Source organism: Streptomyces sp. NPDC057010 (assembly GCF_042673805.1).
Taxonomy (GTDB): Bacteria; Actinomycetota; Actinomycetes; order Streptomycetales; family Streptomycetaceae; genus Streptomyces.
In genome coordinates, this window is the sequence record NZ_JBHUSC010000006.1 from 1 (window position 1) to 14,983 (window position 14,983).

The 14,983-nt window shown below is 72.8% G+C and carries 14 protein-coding genes; 4 read left to right on the forward strand and 10 right to left on the reverse strand.

Annotated features, from left to right (window positions below; genetic code table 11):
• Positions 1-67 precede the first annotated feature (67 nt).
• The gene (locus ACFTXQ_RS09080; RefSeq protein ID WP_362588411.1) at positions 68-1,351 is read right to left on the reverse strand and encodes an adenylosuccinate synthase; all 1,284 of its coding nucleotides are present in this window, start codon (positions 1,349-1,351) and stop codon (positions 68-70) included.
• Positions 1,352-1,535: 184 nt separating this feature from the next.
• On the opposite strand from ACFTXQ_RS09080, the gene ACFTXQ_RS09085 reads away from it, so the two are divergent.
• Entirely contained in the window at positions 1,536-2,363 is an 828-nt protein-coding gene (locus ACFTXQ_RS09085; protein ID WP_382637934.1) for a diacylglycerol kinase, read from the forward strand.
• Positions 2,364-2,412: 49 nt separating this feature from the next.
• Here the strand turns inward: ACFTXQ_RS09085 and ACFTXQ_RS09090 are convergent, their stop codons facing one another.
• Entirely contained in the window at positions 2,413-2,901 is a 489-nt protein-coding gene (locus ACFTXQ_RS09090) for a GbsR/MarR family transcriptional regulator (protein ID WP_382637937.1), read from the reverse strand.
• Between the two features lie 75 nt (positions 2,902-2,976).
• Here ACFTXQ_RS09090 and ACFTXQ_RS09095 point away from each other — a divergent pair, with 75 nt between their 5' ends.
• A complete protein-coding gene (locus ACFTXQ_RS09095) occupies positions 2,977-3,888 on the forward strand; it encodes an ATP-binding cassette domain-containing protein (RefSeq protein WP_382637419.1) in 912 nt (303 codons plus the stop codon).
• On the forward strand, positions 3,885-5,459 hold the full coding sequence (locus tag ACFTXQ_RS09100) for an ABC transporter permease (RefSeq protein ID WP_382637422.1): 1,575 nt from the start codon (positions 3,885-3,887) through the stop codon (positions 5,457-5,459). Before ACFTXQ_RS09095 ends, ACFTXQ_RS09100 begins: the two co-directional genes overlap by 4 nt.
• Here the strand turns inward: ACFTXQ_RS09100 and ACFTXQ_RS09105 are convergent.
• Positions 5,456-6,658, reverse strand: a complete 1,203-nt coding sequence (locus ACFTXQ_RS09105; protein ID WP_382637425.1) for a cytochrome P450 — start codon at positions 6,656-6,658, stop codon at positions 5,456-5,458. The two genes, ACFTXQ_RS09100 and ACFTXQ_RS09105, sit on opposite strands and share 4 nt — an antisense overlap.
• A gap of 20 nt (positions 6,659-6,678) precedes the next feature.
• Positions 6,679-7,326, reverse strand: coding sequence for an HD domain-containing protein (locus ACFTXQ_RS09110; protein ID WP_382637940.1), 648 nt, complete (start codon positions 7,324-7,326; stop codon positions 6,679-6,681).
• 157 nt (positions 7,327-7,483) lie between these two features.
• On the opposite strand from ACFTXQ_RS09110, the gene ACFTXQ_RS09115 reads away from it, so the two are divergent.
• Complete coding sequence (locus ACFTXQ_RS09115; RefSeq protein WP_382637428.1) at positions 7,484-8,434, forward strand: GlxA family transcriptional regulator; 951 nt, start codon at positions 7,484-7,486, stop codon at positions 8,432-8,434.
• Between the two features lie 26 nt (positions 8,435-8,460).
• Here the strand turns inward: ACFTXQ_RS09115 and ACFTXQ_RS09120 are convergent, their stop codons facing one another.
• From ACFTXQ_RS09120 to ACFTXQ_RS09145, 6 genes are all read right to left on the reverse strand, one after another.
• Positions 8,461-9,120 (reverse strand): response regulator, encoded by a 660-nt coding sequence (locus ACFTXQ_RS09120; RefSeq protein ID WP_382637431.1) that lies wholly within the window; start codon positions 9,118-9,120, stop codon positions 8,461-8,463.
• Positions 9,117-10,454 carry a sensor histidine kinase gene (locus ACFTXQ_RS09125; RefSeq protein WP_382637435.1) on the reverse strand — a complete coding sequence of 446 codons (1,338 nt, stop codon included), beginning with the start codon at positions 10,452-10,454 and terminating at the stop codon, positions 9,117-9,119. The genes ACFTXQ_RS09120 and ACFTXQ_RS09125 overlap by 4 nt, the downstream gene beginning before the upstream one ends.
• An 88-nt stretch (positions 10,455-10,542) precedes the next feature.
• Positions 10,543-11,214: a response regulator gene (locus ACFTXQ_RS09130; protein WP_382637438.1), complete on the reverse strand. Its 672-nt coding sequence runs from the start codon at positions 11,212-11,214 to the stop codon at positions 10,543-10,545.
• A complete protein-coding gene (locus ACFTXQ_RS09135) occupies positions 11,211-12,554 on the reverse strand; it encodes a sensor histidine kinase (protein WP_382637441.1) in 1,344 nt (447 codons plus the stop codon). Before ACFTXQ_RS09135 ends, ACFTXQ_RS09130 begins: the two co-directional genes overlap by 4 nt.
• Positions 12,547-13,779, reverse strand: coding sequence for an acyltransferase (locus ACFTXQ_RS09140; protein WP_382637443.1), 1,233 nt, complete (start codon positions 13,777-13,779; stop codon positions 12,547-12,549). Before ACFTXQ_RS09140 ends, ACFTXQ_RS09135 begins: the two co-directional genes overlap by 8 nt.
• Positions 13,772-14,830, reverse strand: a complete 1,059-nt coding sequence (locus ACFTXQ_RS09145) for an alpha/beta hydrolase (RefSeq protein WP_382637446.1) — start codon at positions 14,828-14,830, stop codon at positions 13,772-13,774. Before ACFTXQ_RS09145 ends, ACFTXQ_RS09140 begins: the two co-directional genes overlap by 8 nt.
• Between the last annotated feature and the right edge of the window lie 153 nt (positions 14,831-14,983).

Consider the following 14,983-nt stretch of genomic DNA (forward strand, 5'->3'; position numbering starts at 1 on the left):
GCACAGGGACGGGGGCGGGGTGCGCACTGCGCACCCCGCCCCCTTCCGGCTGGCCGGACGTGTCGTCCTACAGGAACGAGTTGATCTCGATCGTCTCGGTGCGACCCGGGCCGACGCCGATCGCGGAGATCGGGGCGCCCGACATCTCCTCCAGGGCCTTGACGTACGCCTGGGCGTTCGCCGGGAGGTCCTCGAAGGTCTTGGCCTTGGTGATGTCCTCGGACCAGCCGGGGAGGTATTCGTAGATCGGCTTCGCGTGGTGGAAGTCCGACTGCGAGTACGGGAGCTCCTCGACGCGCTTGCCGTCGATCTCGTACGCGACGCAGACCGGGATCTGCTCCCAGCCGGTCAGCACGTCCAGCTTGGTGAGGAAGAAGTCCGTGAGGCCGTTCACGCGGGTGGCGTAGCGCGCGATCGGCGCGTCGAACCAGCCGCAGCGGCGGTCACGGCCGGTGGTCACACCGCGCTCGCCACCGATGCGGCGCAGGTCCTCGCCGTCCTGGTCGAACAGCTCCGTCGGGAACGGGCCGGCGCCGACACGGGTGGTGTAGGCCTTCAGGATGCCGATGACGCGGCTGATCTTCGTCGGGCCGACACCCGTACCGGTGCAGGCGCCGCCCGCGGTCGGGTTCGAGGAGGTGACGAAGGGGTACGTGCCGTGGTCGACGTCGAGCAGGGTGCCCTGGCCGCCCTCGAAGAGCACGACCTTGTCCTCGTCCAGCGCGTTGTTGAGGATCAGGGTGGTGTCGGCGACGTACGGCTTGATCTGCTCCGCGTACTGGAGCATCTCCTCCACGATCGCGGCGGCGTCGATCGCGCGGCGGTTGTAGAGCTTCGCGAGGAGCTGGTTCTTGCCCTCCAGAGCCGCTTCGACCTTCTGGGTGAGGATCGACTCGTCGTAGAGGTCCTGGACGCGGATGCCGATGCGGTTGATCTTGTCCGCGTAGGTCGGGCCGATGCCGCGGCCGGTCGTACCGATCTTGCGCTTGCCGAGGAAGCGCTCGCCGACCTTGTCGAGGGTGACGTTGTACGGCGTGATCAGGTGCGCGTTGCCGCTGATGAGCAGCTTGGAGGTGTCGATCCCACGCTCGTTGAGGCCGCGCAGCTCGGAGAGCAGGACGGCCGGGTCGACGACGACACCGTTGCCGATGACCGGGGTGCATCCGGGGGAGAGGATGCCGGAAGGGAGAAGGTGCAGCGCGTACTTCTGGTCGCCTACGACAACCGTGTGGCCGGCGTTGTTGCCACCCTGGTAGCGCACTACATAGTCAACGGATCCACCGAGCAGGTCGGTGGCCTTTCCCTTGCCCTCGTCACCCCACTGAGCTCCGAGCAGCACAAGAGCGGGCACAGGCGTACACCTCTTCCGGATGGGGCATGTCCAAGGTCAGGGGGCGTACGACGATGTACACCGCAGGCTGAGCCGTCGGACCGGTACCCCGGAATAGACGAAGGCCCTGGCGCAATAGCGCAAGGGCCTCTTGCACAAAGATGCTACCCGAGGAAGGACCGAGGTGTCGGCTCCAGAGCCCACCATGAGCCACGCGGGCGCGCCGGTAGGCGGCCTGCTCGTGCTCGTCGACCCGGTCGCCCGCCGTCTTGACGGCGAGTCCGTGCGCATTGCGAAGGATGTGTTGTCAGCGGGAGCTGCGGCGAAAATCTGCCTCCCGGATTCGCAGGAGGAATTTGCGCGGGCGCTCGCCCGCCGGGGTCATCGGCGGCCGGTGATCGTGGGCGACGACCGGGCGCTGGTGCGGGCCGTGGGGCTGCTGCACCGGGAGCGGGGGCTGGCGGAGGCCGCCCTGGCGCTGGTGCCGGTGGGGCCCGTGGGGTCCCTGGGGCTGGCGCGGTCTCTGGGGGTGCCGTTGTCGGCCGTGGCGGCGGCGCGGGCGGTCCTGGACGGGTCCGTCCGGGTGTGCGACCTGCTGGTGGACGACAGCGACGGGGTGGTCCTGGGCGCGCTGCACATCGGCCCCGTACGGGTGCCTCCGCGGCCGGCCGGGCCGTCGGTGTGGAGCGCGTACCGCTCGCTCGTGCGGACCCTGGTGCGCCCGGCGCCCGCCGCGGCCGCCGGGCACCGGCTGCGGGTGGAGGCGGACGGGGAGGTGCTGGCGGACGTGGACCGGCCGGTCCAGGACGTGGCGGTGACCACCCGGGAGGACGGCGGCCTGGCGGAGGTGATGGTCCGTACGGACGGGGACGCGGTCCGGACCCACGCAAAGACGATCACGGTGTCGGGTGCGGACTTCCGCTACCGGGCCGACGCCGCGACGGCGGGCCCGGTCCGCCGCCGCACGTGGACCCTCCACCCGGGCGCCTGGACCCTGACCCTGCCCCACCAGCCACCCCCGCCCGACGCCTGAGCCCGGGGCGAGGCGGGGCCCGGGGCGGAGCCAGGGGGGGGGCGAGCCGTCAGTCGAGGTTCAGCGTCGCCCGGTGGGCCCGCCAGCGGTCCATCAGCCCCAGCATCTCGCCCTGCATGAACTCGAAGAACGCCGCCGTCTCCGCGACCCGCGCCCCGGCAGGGGTGCCGGCCCCCAGCCCCGCGGCCCCCTCCCGCAACGTCTTCTCCCACCGGGTCAGCACCTGGTCCCGCCGGGTGAAGGTCTCGTACCAGAGCTCGTTGTGCAGCACGTAACGGTCCCGCCGCGACCCCGGATCCCGCTCCCGGCTGATCATGTTGACCTGGCTCAGGTACGTCACGGCCCCCGACACCGCCGCCGGACTGATCTGCAGGGCCTCGCCCAGCTCCGCCGAGGTCATCGCGCCCCCGTCGCTCGCCAGTAGCTGCGCGAAGACCCGCGCGGCCATCCGCTGCATCCCCGCCTCGGTCAGCTGCGCGGCGAACCGCTCCACGAAGCGGGAGACCGCTTCCTCGTTCCGCACCACCGGTACCGCCATCTCGTCCGCCACCTTCCAAACTTTACGTGATTCCCTAGGTTCACAAATTTGTGAAAGTAGCGTACGTTCGGAAGCATGACGAAGGCAATCAGCGTCGCCGGACTCCACAAGTCGTTCGGCCGCACGCACGCACTGGACGGACTCGACCTCTCGGTCGCCACCGGCGAGGTCCACGGCTTCCTCGGCCCCAACGGCGCCGGCAAGTCCACCACCATCCGCGTTCTGCTGGGCCTGCTGCGCGCCGACTCCGGCACCGCCGAACTCCTCGGCGGCGACCCCTGGGCCGACGCCGTGTCCCTGCACCGCCGCATCGCCTACGTCCCCGGCGACGTCACCCTGTGGCGCAACCTCACCGGCGGCGAGGTCATCGACCTCTACGGCCGGCTGCGCGGCGGCCGCGGCAGGCGCGGCGGCCTCGACCGGGCCCGCCGCGCCGAGCTGATCGAGCGGTTCGAACTCGACCCCACCAAGAAGGGGCGTACGTACTCCAAGGGCAACCGGCAGAAGGTCGCCCTCGTCGCCGCCTTCGCCTCCGACGCCGAACTGATCGTCCTCGACGAGCCCACCTCCGGCCTGGACCCGCTGATGGAGGAGGTCTTCCAGTCGTGCGTCGCCGAGGCCCGCGCCGCCGGGCGCACCATCCTGCTCAGCTCGCACATCCTCAGCGAGGTCGAGACCCTCTGCGACCGGGTCAGCATCATCCGCCAGGGCCGCACCGTGGAGACCGGCAGCCTCGCCGACCTGCGCCACCTCACCCGTACGTCCATCAGCGCCGAGCTCGCCGGCCCGCCGAACGGCCTCGCGCACCTGCCGGGCGTCCACGACGTGGAGGTGCAGGGGCTGAAGGTCCGCCTCCAGGCCGACACCGACAAGCTCGACGCCGTCCTGCGCTCCCTCACGGCCTCCGGGGTGCGGTCGCTGACGTCGAACCCGCCCACCCTCGAAGAGCTTTTCCTGCGCCACTACACGGAAGAGGCGTCGCGATGAAGGACCAACTGGCGGGCACCGGTGAGCTGCTCCGGCTCGCCCTGCGCCGCGACCGCGTGATGATGCCGGTCTGGGTCCTGGTCACCGGCCTGCTGGTGGTAAGCATGCCCGGCTCCCTGGGGAGCGTGTACGGGAGCCCCGCCGAACGCGCCGAGGTCGCCGCCTCGATGAACGCGAACGGTTCGATGCGCGCCCTGTACGGGCCGGTCTTCGGCGACTCGCTCGGCGCCCTGACCGCCTGGCGGATCGGCGTCTACGGGGCCGTCCTCGCGGCCGTGATGAGCCTGGTCATCGTCATCCGGCACACGAGGGAAGAGGAGGAGACGGGCCGCCAGGAACTGCTCTCCGCCGCGATGGTGGGGCGGCGGGCCCCGATGACCGCGGCCCTGCTGGCCGCCCTCGTGGCCAACGTGTGCGTCGCGCTGCTCGTCGCGGGCGGGCTCGCGGGGCAGGGCGCGGCGGGTGCGCTCGCCCTCGGGCTGGCCATGGCCGGCGCCGGGATGCTCTTCGCCAGCACGGCGGCCATCGCCGCCCAGCTGACCGAGAGCGCCCGGGCCGCCAAGGGGATCACGGCCGCCGTGCTCGGCGCCGCCTTCGTCCTGAGGGCGGCGGGCGACGCCGGGACCGCCGGCGGGGGGTCGGTCCTGACCTGGCTCTCGCCGCTCGGCTGGGTGGAGAACGTACGGGCCTTCGCCTCGGAGCGCTGGTGGGTGCTCGCGGTGCTCGCCGCGGCCGTCGTGGTGCAGGCGGGCGCCGCGTACGTCCTGGCCGGACGCCGCGACCTGGGCATGAGCTTCCTGCCGACCCGGCCGGGCCCGGCCGAGGGACGCCTGGGCACGGCGGGTGCGCTGGCCTGGCGGCTGCAGCGCGGCAGCGTGTTCGGCTGGAGCGCGGGCTTCCTGGTCGCCGGCGTCGTCTTCGGCGGGATGGCGGAGGGCGCGGCCGAGGTGGTCGGCGGCAACGAGAAGACCCGTCAGATCATCGAGCGGATGGGCGGGCAGAGCGGGCTCACCGACGCCTTCCTCGCCGCGATGGCCGGGCTGCTGGGCCTGGTCGCCGCGCTCTACATCGTCTCCTCGGTGCTGCGGCTGCACGGCGAGGAGGGCTCCACGCGCGCCGAACCGCTGCTCGCGAACGCCGTCGGGCGCCTGCGCTGGGCCGGCGGCCACCTCGCCGTCGCGTTCGGCGGCTCGGCACTGATCCTGCTGCTGGGCGGCCTCGGGCTGGGCCTCGGGCACGGCGAGGACGTGGGCGCGGCGGTGGGCGCCACCCTCGCGCAGCTCCCGGCGGTGTGGGTGATCGGGGCCCTCGCGGCCCTCCTGTACGGGGTGGCCCCCACCTACGCGGTGGCCGCCTGGGCGGTCGCCGGGACCGCGCTGGCCCTGGGCTGGATCGGCCCGGCGCTGAACCTCCCGCAGGGGGTCCTGGACCTCTCGCCCTTCGCCCACCTGCCCAAACTGCCGGGCGCGCAGGAGCCGGCCTGGACTCCGCTGCTGCTCCTGACCGCGCTGGCGGTCGCCTGCACGGGGGCGGGCCTTGCGGCCCTGCGCCGCCGCGACATGACCGCCTAGAACTCCACGAGCAACTCCCGCAGTCCCCGGATGACGTACCCGTCCCGCCACTGCGGCTCCTCGACGAGCCGCATGGGCGGGACTCCGTCTTCCAGCAGGGCCCCGAAGGAGGCCTCCAGCTCCCGCCGCGCCAGCGGCGCCCCCAGGCAGTAGTGGATCCCGGCCCCGAAGGCCAGATGCGGATTGTCGGCCCGTACGAGGTCCAGCGCGTCGGGCTCGTCGAACCGCGCGGGATCCCGGTTCGCGGAGCCGAACAACAGTGCGACCTCGGCTCCGCGGGGGATGGCGGTGTCCCCGACCCGGATGTCGTCGAGCACCCAGCGCTCGAACATCTGGAGGGGTGTGTCGTAGCGCATCAGTTCATCCACAGCTGTGGACAACTTTTCGGGATGCGCGCGGAGCCGGTCGAGCTGCCCGGGATGGCGGAACAGCGCCCACCACCCGTTGACGGTCGTGTTGACGGTGGCCTCGTGCCCGGCGTTGAGCAGGAGCACGCAGGTGGAGATCATCTCCTGCTCGCTGAGCCGGCCCTCCTCATCGTGAGCGGCGATCAGCCCGGAGATCAAATCCTCGCCGGGCCGCGTGCGCCGCTCGGCGATCAGACCGCGCAGGTACGCGCTGAACTCCACGCTCGCCCGCACCGCGCGCCGCGCCGTCTCCTCGTCCGGCCGGAGCTCGAACATCCCGCAGATGTCCGCCGACCAGGGCCGCAGCAGCCCCCGGTCCGCCTCGGGGACCCCGAGCAGTTCCGCGATCACCGCCACCGGAAGGGGCTCGGCAACCGTGGTCAGCAGATCCCCGCCCCCGTCCGCGAGCAGCCGCCCCACCAGCTCCCCGGCCAGCCGCCGCACGGCGGGCACGAGCTGCTCCACCGTCCGCGGTGTGAAGGCCTTGGCCACCAGCCGCCGGACCCGCGCGTGCGCCGGATCCTCCAGGTCCAGCAGGCCGTTCCCGTTGAGCACGTGGAAGGGCTCGTGCTCCGGCGGCGGGGCCTCGCGCCCGAACTCCTCGTGCGTGAACCGGTGCAGATAGGTCCTGCCCAGCCGCCGGTCCCGCAACAGCGCACTCACGTCGGCGTAATGCGCCACCAGCCACTGCCCGGTGGCCTCACACCACACGGCCCGCCCCTGCTCCCGCACCTCCCGGTACGCCGGATACGGATCGGCGACGAACGCGGCATCCCACGGATCAAAGCCCATGCCCGCACCCTAGATCCGGATCACTCCTCCCAGGGGGATCCCTGGATCGCCTCCACGAAATCCCCGGGGACGAAACCGGGGACGAAGTGCCGCAGCACGTCCGCCTTCACGTTGCCGAAGGTGGTCGCCGGCTTCTGCGCGATGCCCTCGGTGAACGCGTCCAGGATCCGCCGCTTGAAGTCCGGCCGCGGGTGCAGCGCGGTGATCTCGGCGCGGGCGGCGGCATCGATGTCGTCGAAGCCGATGCCCAGCACGTCGTACTCCACGCCCGCCGTCAGCAGCGCCACCTCGGGCTCCATGAACTCCGGTATCCCGGGGGTGGTGTGCAGGGCGATCGCCGTCCACACCCGGCGCACCCCGTCCTCCGGTATCCCGTGTCGCTCCAGGAACCGCCGGGCCTCGTACGCCCCGTCGACCTCGAACCGCCGCCCGCTCGCCCGGAACTCCTTCCCGAGCCCCAGATCGTGGAACATCGCCGCGACGTACAGCAGCTCCGGATCGAAGGCGAGCCCCCGCCGCCGCCCCTGAAGGCTGCCGAACCAGTACACCCGCCGCGAGTGGTGGTAGATCAACTCGCTTGCCGTGTCCCGCACCAGCTCGGTCGCCTCGGCGGCGAGCCCGCTGTCCGGCACGGCCACCCCGGCGGCGCTGTCCCCCCGCACTCCCACGCTGCTGTGACTCACACCGTTCCCCTTCACGCGTGCTCCTCTCGACGTGCCTCCAGCCTCCCCGCACCCGCATCCCGCCCGCCATGTCCCTGCGGACAGCCACCCCACACATCAGGACACCGGTCCCGCCCCGCCCCCTCCCCGCTACCGTGCGGGCATGGGCACCCACACGATCACCGTCCTCGCCTTCGACGGCGTACGCCTGCTGGACGTGGCCGCCCCGCTGGAGGTCTTCACCACCGCCGGAGCGCCCTACGCCGTACAGGTCTGCACCCCCGACGGCGCTCCCGTCCGCACCTCCACCGGCCTGCGGGTCGACGCCGACCTCCCGGCCGAGACGGTCTCCCGCACCGGCACGCTGGTGGTCCCCGGCCCCGCCGACCTGGCCACCCTGCGCACCCGGCCCGGCCTGGTCGACCTCGTCGCCCGGCTGGCCGCCCGCGCCGACCGGACCGCCGCCGTCTGCACCGGCGCCTTCGCCCTCGCCGCCGCCGGCCTGCTGGAAGGCCGCCGCGCCACCACCCACTGGGAGCACGCCGCCGACCTCGCCCGCTCCTACCCGGGCACCACGGTCACCCCCGACGCCATCTACGTCCAGGACGGCCCCGTCCTCACCTCTGCCGGGGTCACCGCCGGCATCGACGTCTGCCTGGCCCTCGTCGAACAGGACCTCGGCCCCGACAGCGCCCGCCGGGTCGCCCGCGACCTCGTGGTGTTCCTGCAACGCCCCGGCGGCCAGTCGCAGTTCTCCGCGGCCTCCCGCACCTCACCCACCCGTGACCCGGTGCTGCGCCCCCTCCTCGACGCCATGGCCGCCGACCCCGCGGCCGATCACAGCCTCACCTCCCTGGCCCGCCGCGCGGGCCTCAGCCCCCGCCACCTCTCCCGACTCTTCAAGGCCCACACCGGCACCACCCCGGCCGTCCACCTGGAAACCCTGCGCCTGGAGACCGCCCGCATCCTCCTGGAGCAAGGCGAACCGGTCACCGTCGCCGCCCGCCGCAGCGGCCTCGGCACCGACGAATCCCTCCGCCGCGCCTTCGCCCGCCACCTCGGCACCACCCCCTCCGCCTACGCCTCCCGCTTCCGCACCACCCGCACGCCCTGACCTTCCCCCGCCCGGAGCACCCCGCCCTATCCCGGGGTCACCAGCCGGGTCTCGTAGGCGAAGACCGCCGCCTGGGTGCGGTCCCGCAGGCCCAGCTTCACCAGGATCCGGCTGACATGCGTCTTGATCGTGGACTCCGCGACGATCAGCCGGCCCGCTATCTCCCCGTTCGACAAGCCCTGCGCGATCAGCACCAGCACCTCCTTCTCCCGTTCCGTCAACTCGCCCACCCCCGCCGGATCCGCGAGCCGCGGCGTCTCGGAGAGCTTCGAGAATTCCGCGATCAGCCGCTTGGTCACCGAAGGCGCCAGCAGCGCCTCCCCGGCCGCCACCACCCTTACCCCGTCCGCCAGCTGACGGGCCGACGCATCCTTGAGCAGGAACCCCGACGCCCCCGCCCGCAGCGCCTGGTACACGTACTCGTCGAGGTCGAAGGTCGTCAGGACCAGCACCTTCGCGTCCGTGTCGGCGGCGACGATCTCCCGCGTCGCCTCCAGCCCGTTCATGTGCGGCATCCGGATGTCCATCAGGACCACGTCCGGCCGCAGCGCCGCCACCTGCGCGATGGCCTCCCGCCCGTCGACCGCCTCGCCCACCACCTCGATGCCTTCCATGGCGTTCAGCAGGACGGAGAACCCCTCGCGCACCATCATCTGGTCGTCGACGATCAACACCCGGATCGTCACGCCGCCCCCTCCTCCGGCACCGGCCGCGGCTCCGGACGACCGGCCACCGGTATGAACACCGCCACCTCGTACCCGCCCGTCGCGGTCCCGCCGGCCGTCATCTCCCCTTCGAGCATGGCCACCCGCTCCCGCATCCCGGTGATCCCGTGCCCGGCCCCCGGCGAGGGCCGCGCATCCCCGGTCCCGGCCTCGTTGACCACGCGTATCCCCAGGCCGCCCAGCACATACGACACCTCGACCGCCGCCGCCGCGCCCGGCGCGTGCCGCAGCGTGTTGCTCAAGGCCTCCTGGATGATCCGGTACGCCGACAGCTCCACGCCCTGCGGCAGCTCCCGCACCGCACCCGTCACCGTCTTCTCCACGCTCAGCCCGGCCTCCCGCACATTGGCCAGCAGCCCGTCCAGCGAGGCCAGCGTCGGCTGCGGGGCGTCCGGGGCCTCGTAGTCCGCGGAGCGCACCACACCCAGCACCCGCCGCAGCTCGGTCAGCGCCGCCACCGCGTTCTCCCGGATGGTGACGAACGCCGCCTCCAGCTCCGGCGGCGGGTTCTTCACCCGGTAGGGCGCGGCCTCCGCCTGGATCGCCACCACCGACATGTGGTGGGCCACCACGTCGTGCAGCTCCCGGGCGATCGTCGTCCGCTCCTCCAGCAGCGTCCGCCTGTCCCGTTCGACGGCCGTGACCTCCTGCTGGGCGCTCACCTCGGCCCTGGCGTGCCGGCGTATCTGGATACTGCTCGCGATCACCAGGGCGAAGGCCGAGGCCACCGCCATCTGCGGCACGTCCGTCCCGTACCCGGCCCCGAACACCATCGAGGAGACGAGGCCGAACGCGATGGTCAGCGTCCACATCCAGGCCGCGACCCGAGGCCCGGTCCGCAGCGTGACCAGGACCATGACCGCGACGTACGAGACGGAGCTGCCCGGACCCCACAGCCCGTCCTCGCCGCCTCCGAACGCGGAGAGCACCACCGTCATCGCGACGGCCGCCCACCACGCGGCGACCGGCCGCACCAGCGTCATGAGGACCGGCGCCGCGGCTATCAGCCCCATGAGGAACTCGCCGGCTTGCCCGAAGTAGCCGGACTGCGAAGAGGACGTGAGCAGCAGGACGAAGAGGGCCACCGCCACCACTCCCGCGTACTGCGTCCACGGGAAGTACTGGCGTATCCCCCTGGGAAGCCGTCGCACGAGCCGCCCGGGCGTCTCCAGCAGCGGCAGCGGCCGGTAGGCGAAGGCATGGGTGACGAGGTCCTGGCGGAGGGTCTCAAGCACCCCCGATGCCATACGGAACTCAGGTGTCCGGGCTGTCCCCCCGGTGGTCGTCTCGCTCATACAGGAACCGTAGGTCCGCACCCCTCTGGTCCGCGTCGCCGCCGAAGGGTATTTCCCGGGGTCCCTCTCAAGTACTACCCGGGTCAGGTCAGTAGCCCGTCGGGCGGACCAGTCCCGTCTCGTACGCGAACACCGCCGCCTGCGTGCGGTCCCGCAGACCCAGCTTCACCAGGATCCGCCCCACGTGCGTCTTCACGGTCTGCTCCGCCACCGTCAGGTGCTGCGCGATCTCCGCGTTCGACAGGCCCTGGGCGACGAGCGTGAGCACCTCGGTCTCCCGCTCCGTCAGTTCGTCGATCCGCGCCCGCGACGGCGCGCGCGGCGCCCCCAGCCGGGAGAACTCGGTGATCAGCCGCTTCGTGATGTTCGGCGACAGCAGCGCCTCCCCGGCGGCCACCACGCGCACCGCCTCCGCGAGCTGGTCGGCCGACGCGTCCTTCAGCAGGAACCCGGAGGCACCGGCCCGCAGCGCCTCGTACACGTACTCGTCGAGGTCGAAAGTGGTCAGCACCAGCACCTTCACCGTGGAGCCGGCGGCGCCCGTGATGACGGACGTGGCCTCGATGCCGCCCATCCCGGGCATGCGGATGTCCATCAGGACCACATCCGGCCCCAGTTCGCCGACCTTGGCCACGGCGTCCGCCCCGTCCACGGCCTGACCGACGACCTCGATGTCGGGCTGGGCGTTGAGGAGCACGGTGAAGCCCTGCCGGACCATCATCTGGTCGTCGGCGATCATCACCTTGATCGGGGTGGTCATGAGTCCCTCTTCGTCTCGGATGCGGAGCCGCCCGGCCGGTCCTGCGGATCCATGGGCAGGATCGCGGACACCTCGTACCCGCCGTCGGGGCGCGGGCCGGCGGCGAGCTCGCCCCCCAGCATGCCCGCCCGCTCCCGCATCCCCAGCAGCCCGTGCCCCGCACCGGGCGAGGGCGGCGCCGGCCTGGTCGGGGCCGTGTTGGCGATGCACAGGTGCAGATCGCGGGGCCCGTAGGCGATGCCGACCTCGACCCGCGAACCGGACGCATGGCGCAGGCAGTTGCTCAGCGCCTCCTGCACGATCCGATAGGCGGTGAGCTCGACACCCGGGGTCAGCGGCCGCCGGATGCCGGCGATCTCGGTGGTGACATCCAGTCCGGCCCCCCGCACGTTGTCCACGAGGCCCTCCAACTCGGCGAGGGTCGGCTGCGGATGCTGCATTGCCACCGGATCGTCCGGCTGCTCGGAACGCAGCACCCCCAGCACCCGGCGAAGCTCCGTCAGGGCCTCCAGCGCGTTCTCCCGGATGCCCGCCAGGTTCTCCTTGAGCTCCTCGGACGGATTCTCCACGAGGTGCGGCGCGACCTGGGCCTGGATGGAGATGACCGACATGTGGTGGGCGACGACGTCGTGCAGCTCCCGCGCGATCCGGCTGCGCTCCTCGAGCAGGGTGCGCCGGGCGCGCTCCTCCTCGGTGAGCGTCTCCTGTTCGACCAGCTCGCCGCGGGCCAGCCGCAGTGCGCGCAGCGCGTAGCCGAGCAGTCCGGCGAAGCCGAACAGGAGGGCGCCGCTGAAGAAGGTGCTTCCGCTGTGCTCCGGCTTGAACAGCGCTTCGGCCAGGCCGGTGCAGGCGAGGGGGACGGTGACGACCGCGACCGTCACCCGGGGCGGAACCCGAAGGGCGACCAACAGGATCACCACGGCGAAGGCGAAGATCCCGCCGATGGTCCCCGGCCACATCTGGCCATGACCGACGTGGTCGTACATCGCCCACGCGCCGAGGCCCGCCGTGATCAGGGCGAGCCACCACGCGGCGATCGGGCGGAGCATCGCGAGCGTGATGGACGCACCCGTCAGCACCGCCAGCACCGGCGGTGCCTGGCCGGTCAAGTGGTAGTGGTCGCTCAGCTGTTCCACCGTGAGGAAGCCGAAGAAGAGCGCGGCGTAGGCCACGAGGACGTGCGGCAGCCGGGCCAGCCAGCGCGGCCGGGACATCCGGGGAAGGGGATCGCGACGCAGGATGAGCAGCTCCTGTGCGGTGGCCCGCAGCATCTCGCTCCGCTTCGCGGGGACCTGCTCCGGGAGCCTGCTCTGCTCGTTCACGTCCTCAAGACTAGGCATGGGTGATCTCCTGGGCGGGCACGGCCCTGGGCCGGGCGGTCGGGCCGGAGCCGGTGATCGTGCGGGACCCGCGGACGGGGGAGGGCGGGGGAGTCCTCGACTCGGTGCGCCGGCCCTGTTCGTATGTACGGAACGCGGCCCAGCACAGCGTCAGCGCGGCGGCGAACACCGGCAGCCACAGGAGCCGGGCGGCTATCCAGTCCCCCGAGTCGGGCACGGTGTGCAGCCCGGGCAGGTCGGTCGAGATCAGCAGGCCGAGGGCGGTGACGGCCATCATGGCGGTCTGGTGCCAGAGGAAGACCGTCATGGCGGAGAGGTTCACCAGGGCCACCTTCGCCCAGGCCGCGGGCCGCCGCATGGCCCGGGCCAGCGGTTCGCGCACCAGCAACGCCAGCCCGCACTGGGCCAGTCCGAACGCGACGGCGGCGAGCGTCGGCGGGTTCAGGTTCGATATCGCAGCCCCCGGGACACCCACCATGGAGGCCGGGTACCCGCCCCGGAGGATCAGCGCGGCGGTCGCGGCGCCGCCCGCGGCGAGCAGGAGGACGGCCGGTCCGCGCCGGGCGAACGCACCCCGGGACCAGGCGGCGCCCAGGGTGTAGGGGACGAGCCAGCCGGCGGCCACGTTGATCCAGCCGGCCCACTCGGGCCCGTCGAGCCCGAAGCGCCACAGGTCGACCCCCGCCACCACGGCCAGCGGCCAGAGGGGGCTCAGCCGGGCCACCAGCGGGGTCGCGGCGGTCAGCGCGGCGAAGACGAGGAGGAACCACAAGGGGGAGAGGACCAGCTTGACCATCGTCTGGACGGTGTTCGGCTCCACCCCGCCGATCAGCATGGCGCCCGCCACGACCGCCCACAGCGTGAGGACGGCGGCGACCGGACGGAACAGCCGCCCCAGCCGCTGCCCGACCCAGGTGCGGTACGACTCCCCGCGGGACCGCGCCGTGGCGTAACCACGGGCGGCGACGTGCCCGCCGACGAGGAAGAACACGGCCAGGGTCTGGAACACCCAGGACACCGGCGCCAGCCAGGACATGTGGGCCAGCGGGCTGGTGTTGCTCAGGCCGCCGTCGGCGGTGGTGAGGGCGGTGACCAGCCAGTGGCCGAGCACCACGCCGAGGATGGCGAAGGCCCGCAGCGCGTCCACGGCGCGGTCCCGGTCGGGCGGGGTGGCACGGTCCACGGCCTCGGCCAGGCCGGTCCAGCGGGCGCGGAGCTTACGCACGGGAGGCCTCCGGGGCGGGCGTGGTGCCGAGGACGATGGCGGCCAGGCTGTCGAGAGACTCGGTGCCCGGCTTGAGGTAGTCGCTGTGCCCGGCGGCGCCGGCCGCGAAGGCCCGCGCCCCGAAGGCCGGGTCCACGGGGTCGGTACCGAAACCGACTCCGCCGAGCCGGACGTGCGGGACGTTCCCGATCCAGTCGCCGCTGCCCCGGCCCGCCCAGACCCGGGCCGCCGTCGGCAGCTCCCGCGCGGACCCGGCCCCCGTGCCCGGACTGCCGAACAGGACCATGTCGGTGACGACGGGGCCGGTCGCGGTCCGCGCGCAGACCACGGAACCGTAGGAGTGGCACAGGAGCGAGAGACGGCTGCCGGGCCACGCCATGCCGTGCAACCAGTCGAGGAACGGCCCCAGTTCGGCGGCAGCCTCCTCGGCCCGATCGGCGGTCAGGACGGTCGTGCTGACCGTGCCGGGGGTGTCGTACCCGAGCCAGGCGACCACGGCGGAGCGCGGATGCCCGGCCTGGAGGCGCTGCTGGAGCGAGACGGCCCCGGCACGGAACCTCTGGTAGGTGTCGAGCGTCGTGTCCGACCCGGGGACCAGCACGGTGACCCGGTCGGCGGTCTCCAGGTCGCCGAACACCTCGACGGCCCGGCCCCGTCCGCGGCCGTCGAAGGCGAGGAACCGTGCCGCACCCTCCGCCTCCATGGCGCGGAGCTTGGCGGCCCGGCCGGTGCGGCCGGCGGCCTCGGCCATCCGGGCCGCCTCGGCGAGGTTGGCGCGGTTGGCGGCGTACCGGTCGTGCGGCGCGGCGTCGTCGGCGAAGGCGGCGGGCGCCGGGGCGGGGACGTTGGGGGAGGCGGCCGCGGACATCGGGAACGCGACGGCCGCGGCGACGAGGGAGGCCAGCAGCGTGCGGCGCAGCCGCCCGGTCCGCCGACCGCCCCCCGCCGCCCCGCCCGCCCCCGCGCCCGTACCCAGCCCCGATGCCCCACCGGCCCCAGCCGCCCCGCCCGCGCCCGCCGTGGCGGCCCCGCCCCTCGTCCCCGTTGCCATCGGCTCTTCCTTCGGTGTCCGGAAGAGCGGTCAGCGCCCTTCTCTGCAACCGAAGTTATGAATCGGCCCCCCTCGCCCGCGTCACGCTCCGGAGCCGTCTTCCCACGTAGCTCTCAGGTATGACGAGGGATACCTGAGAGTCAGACAAGAGCC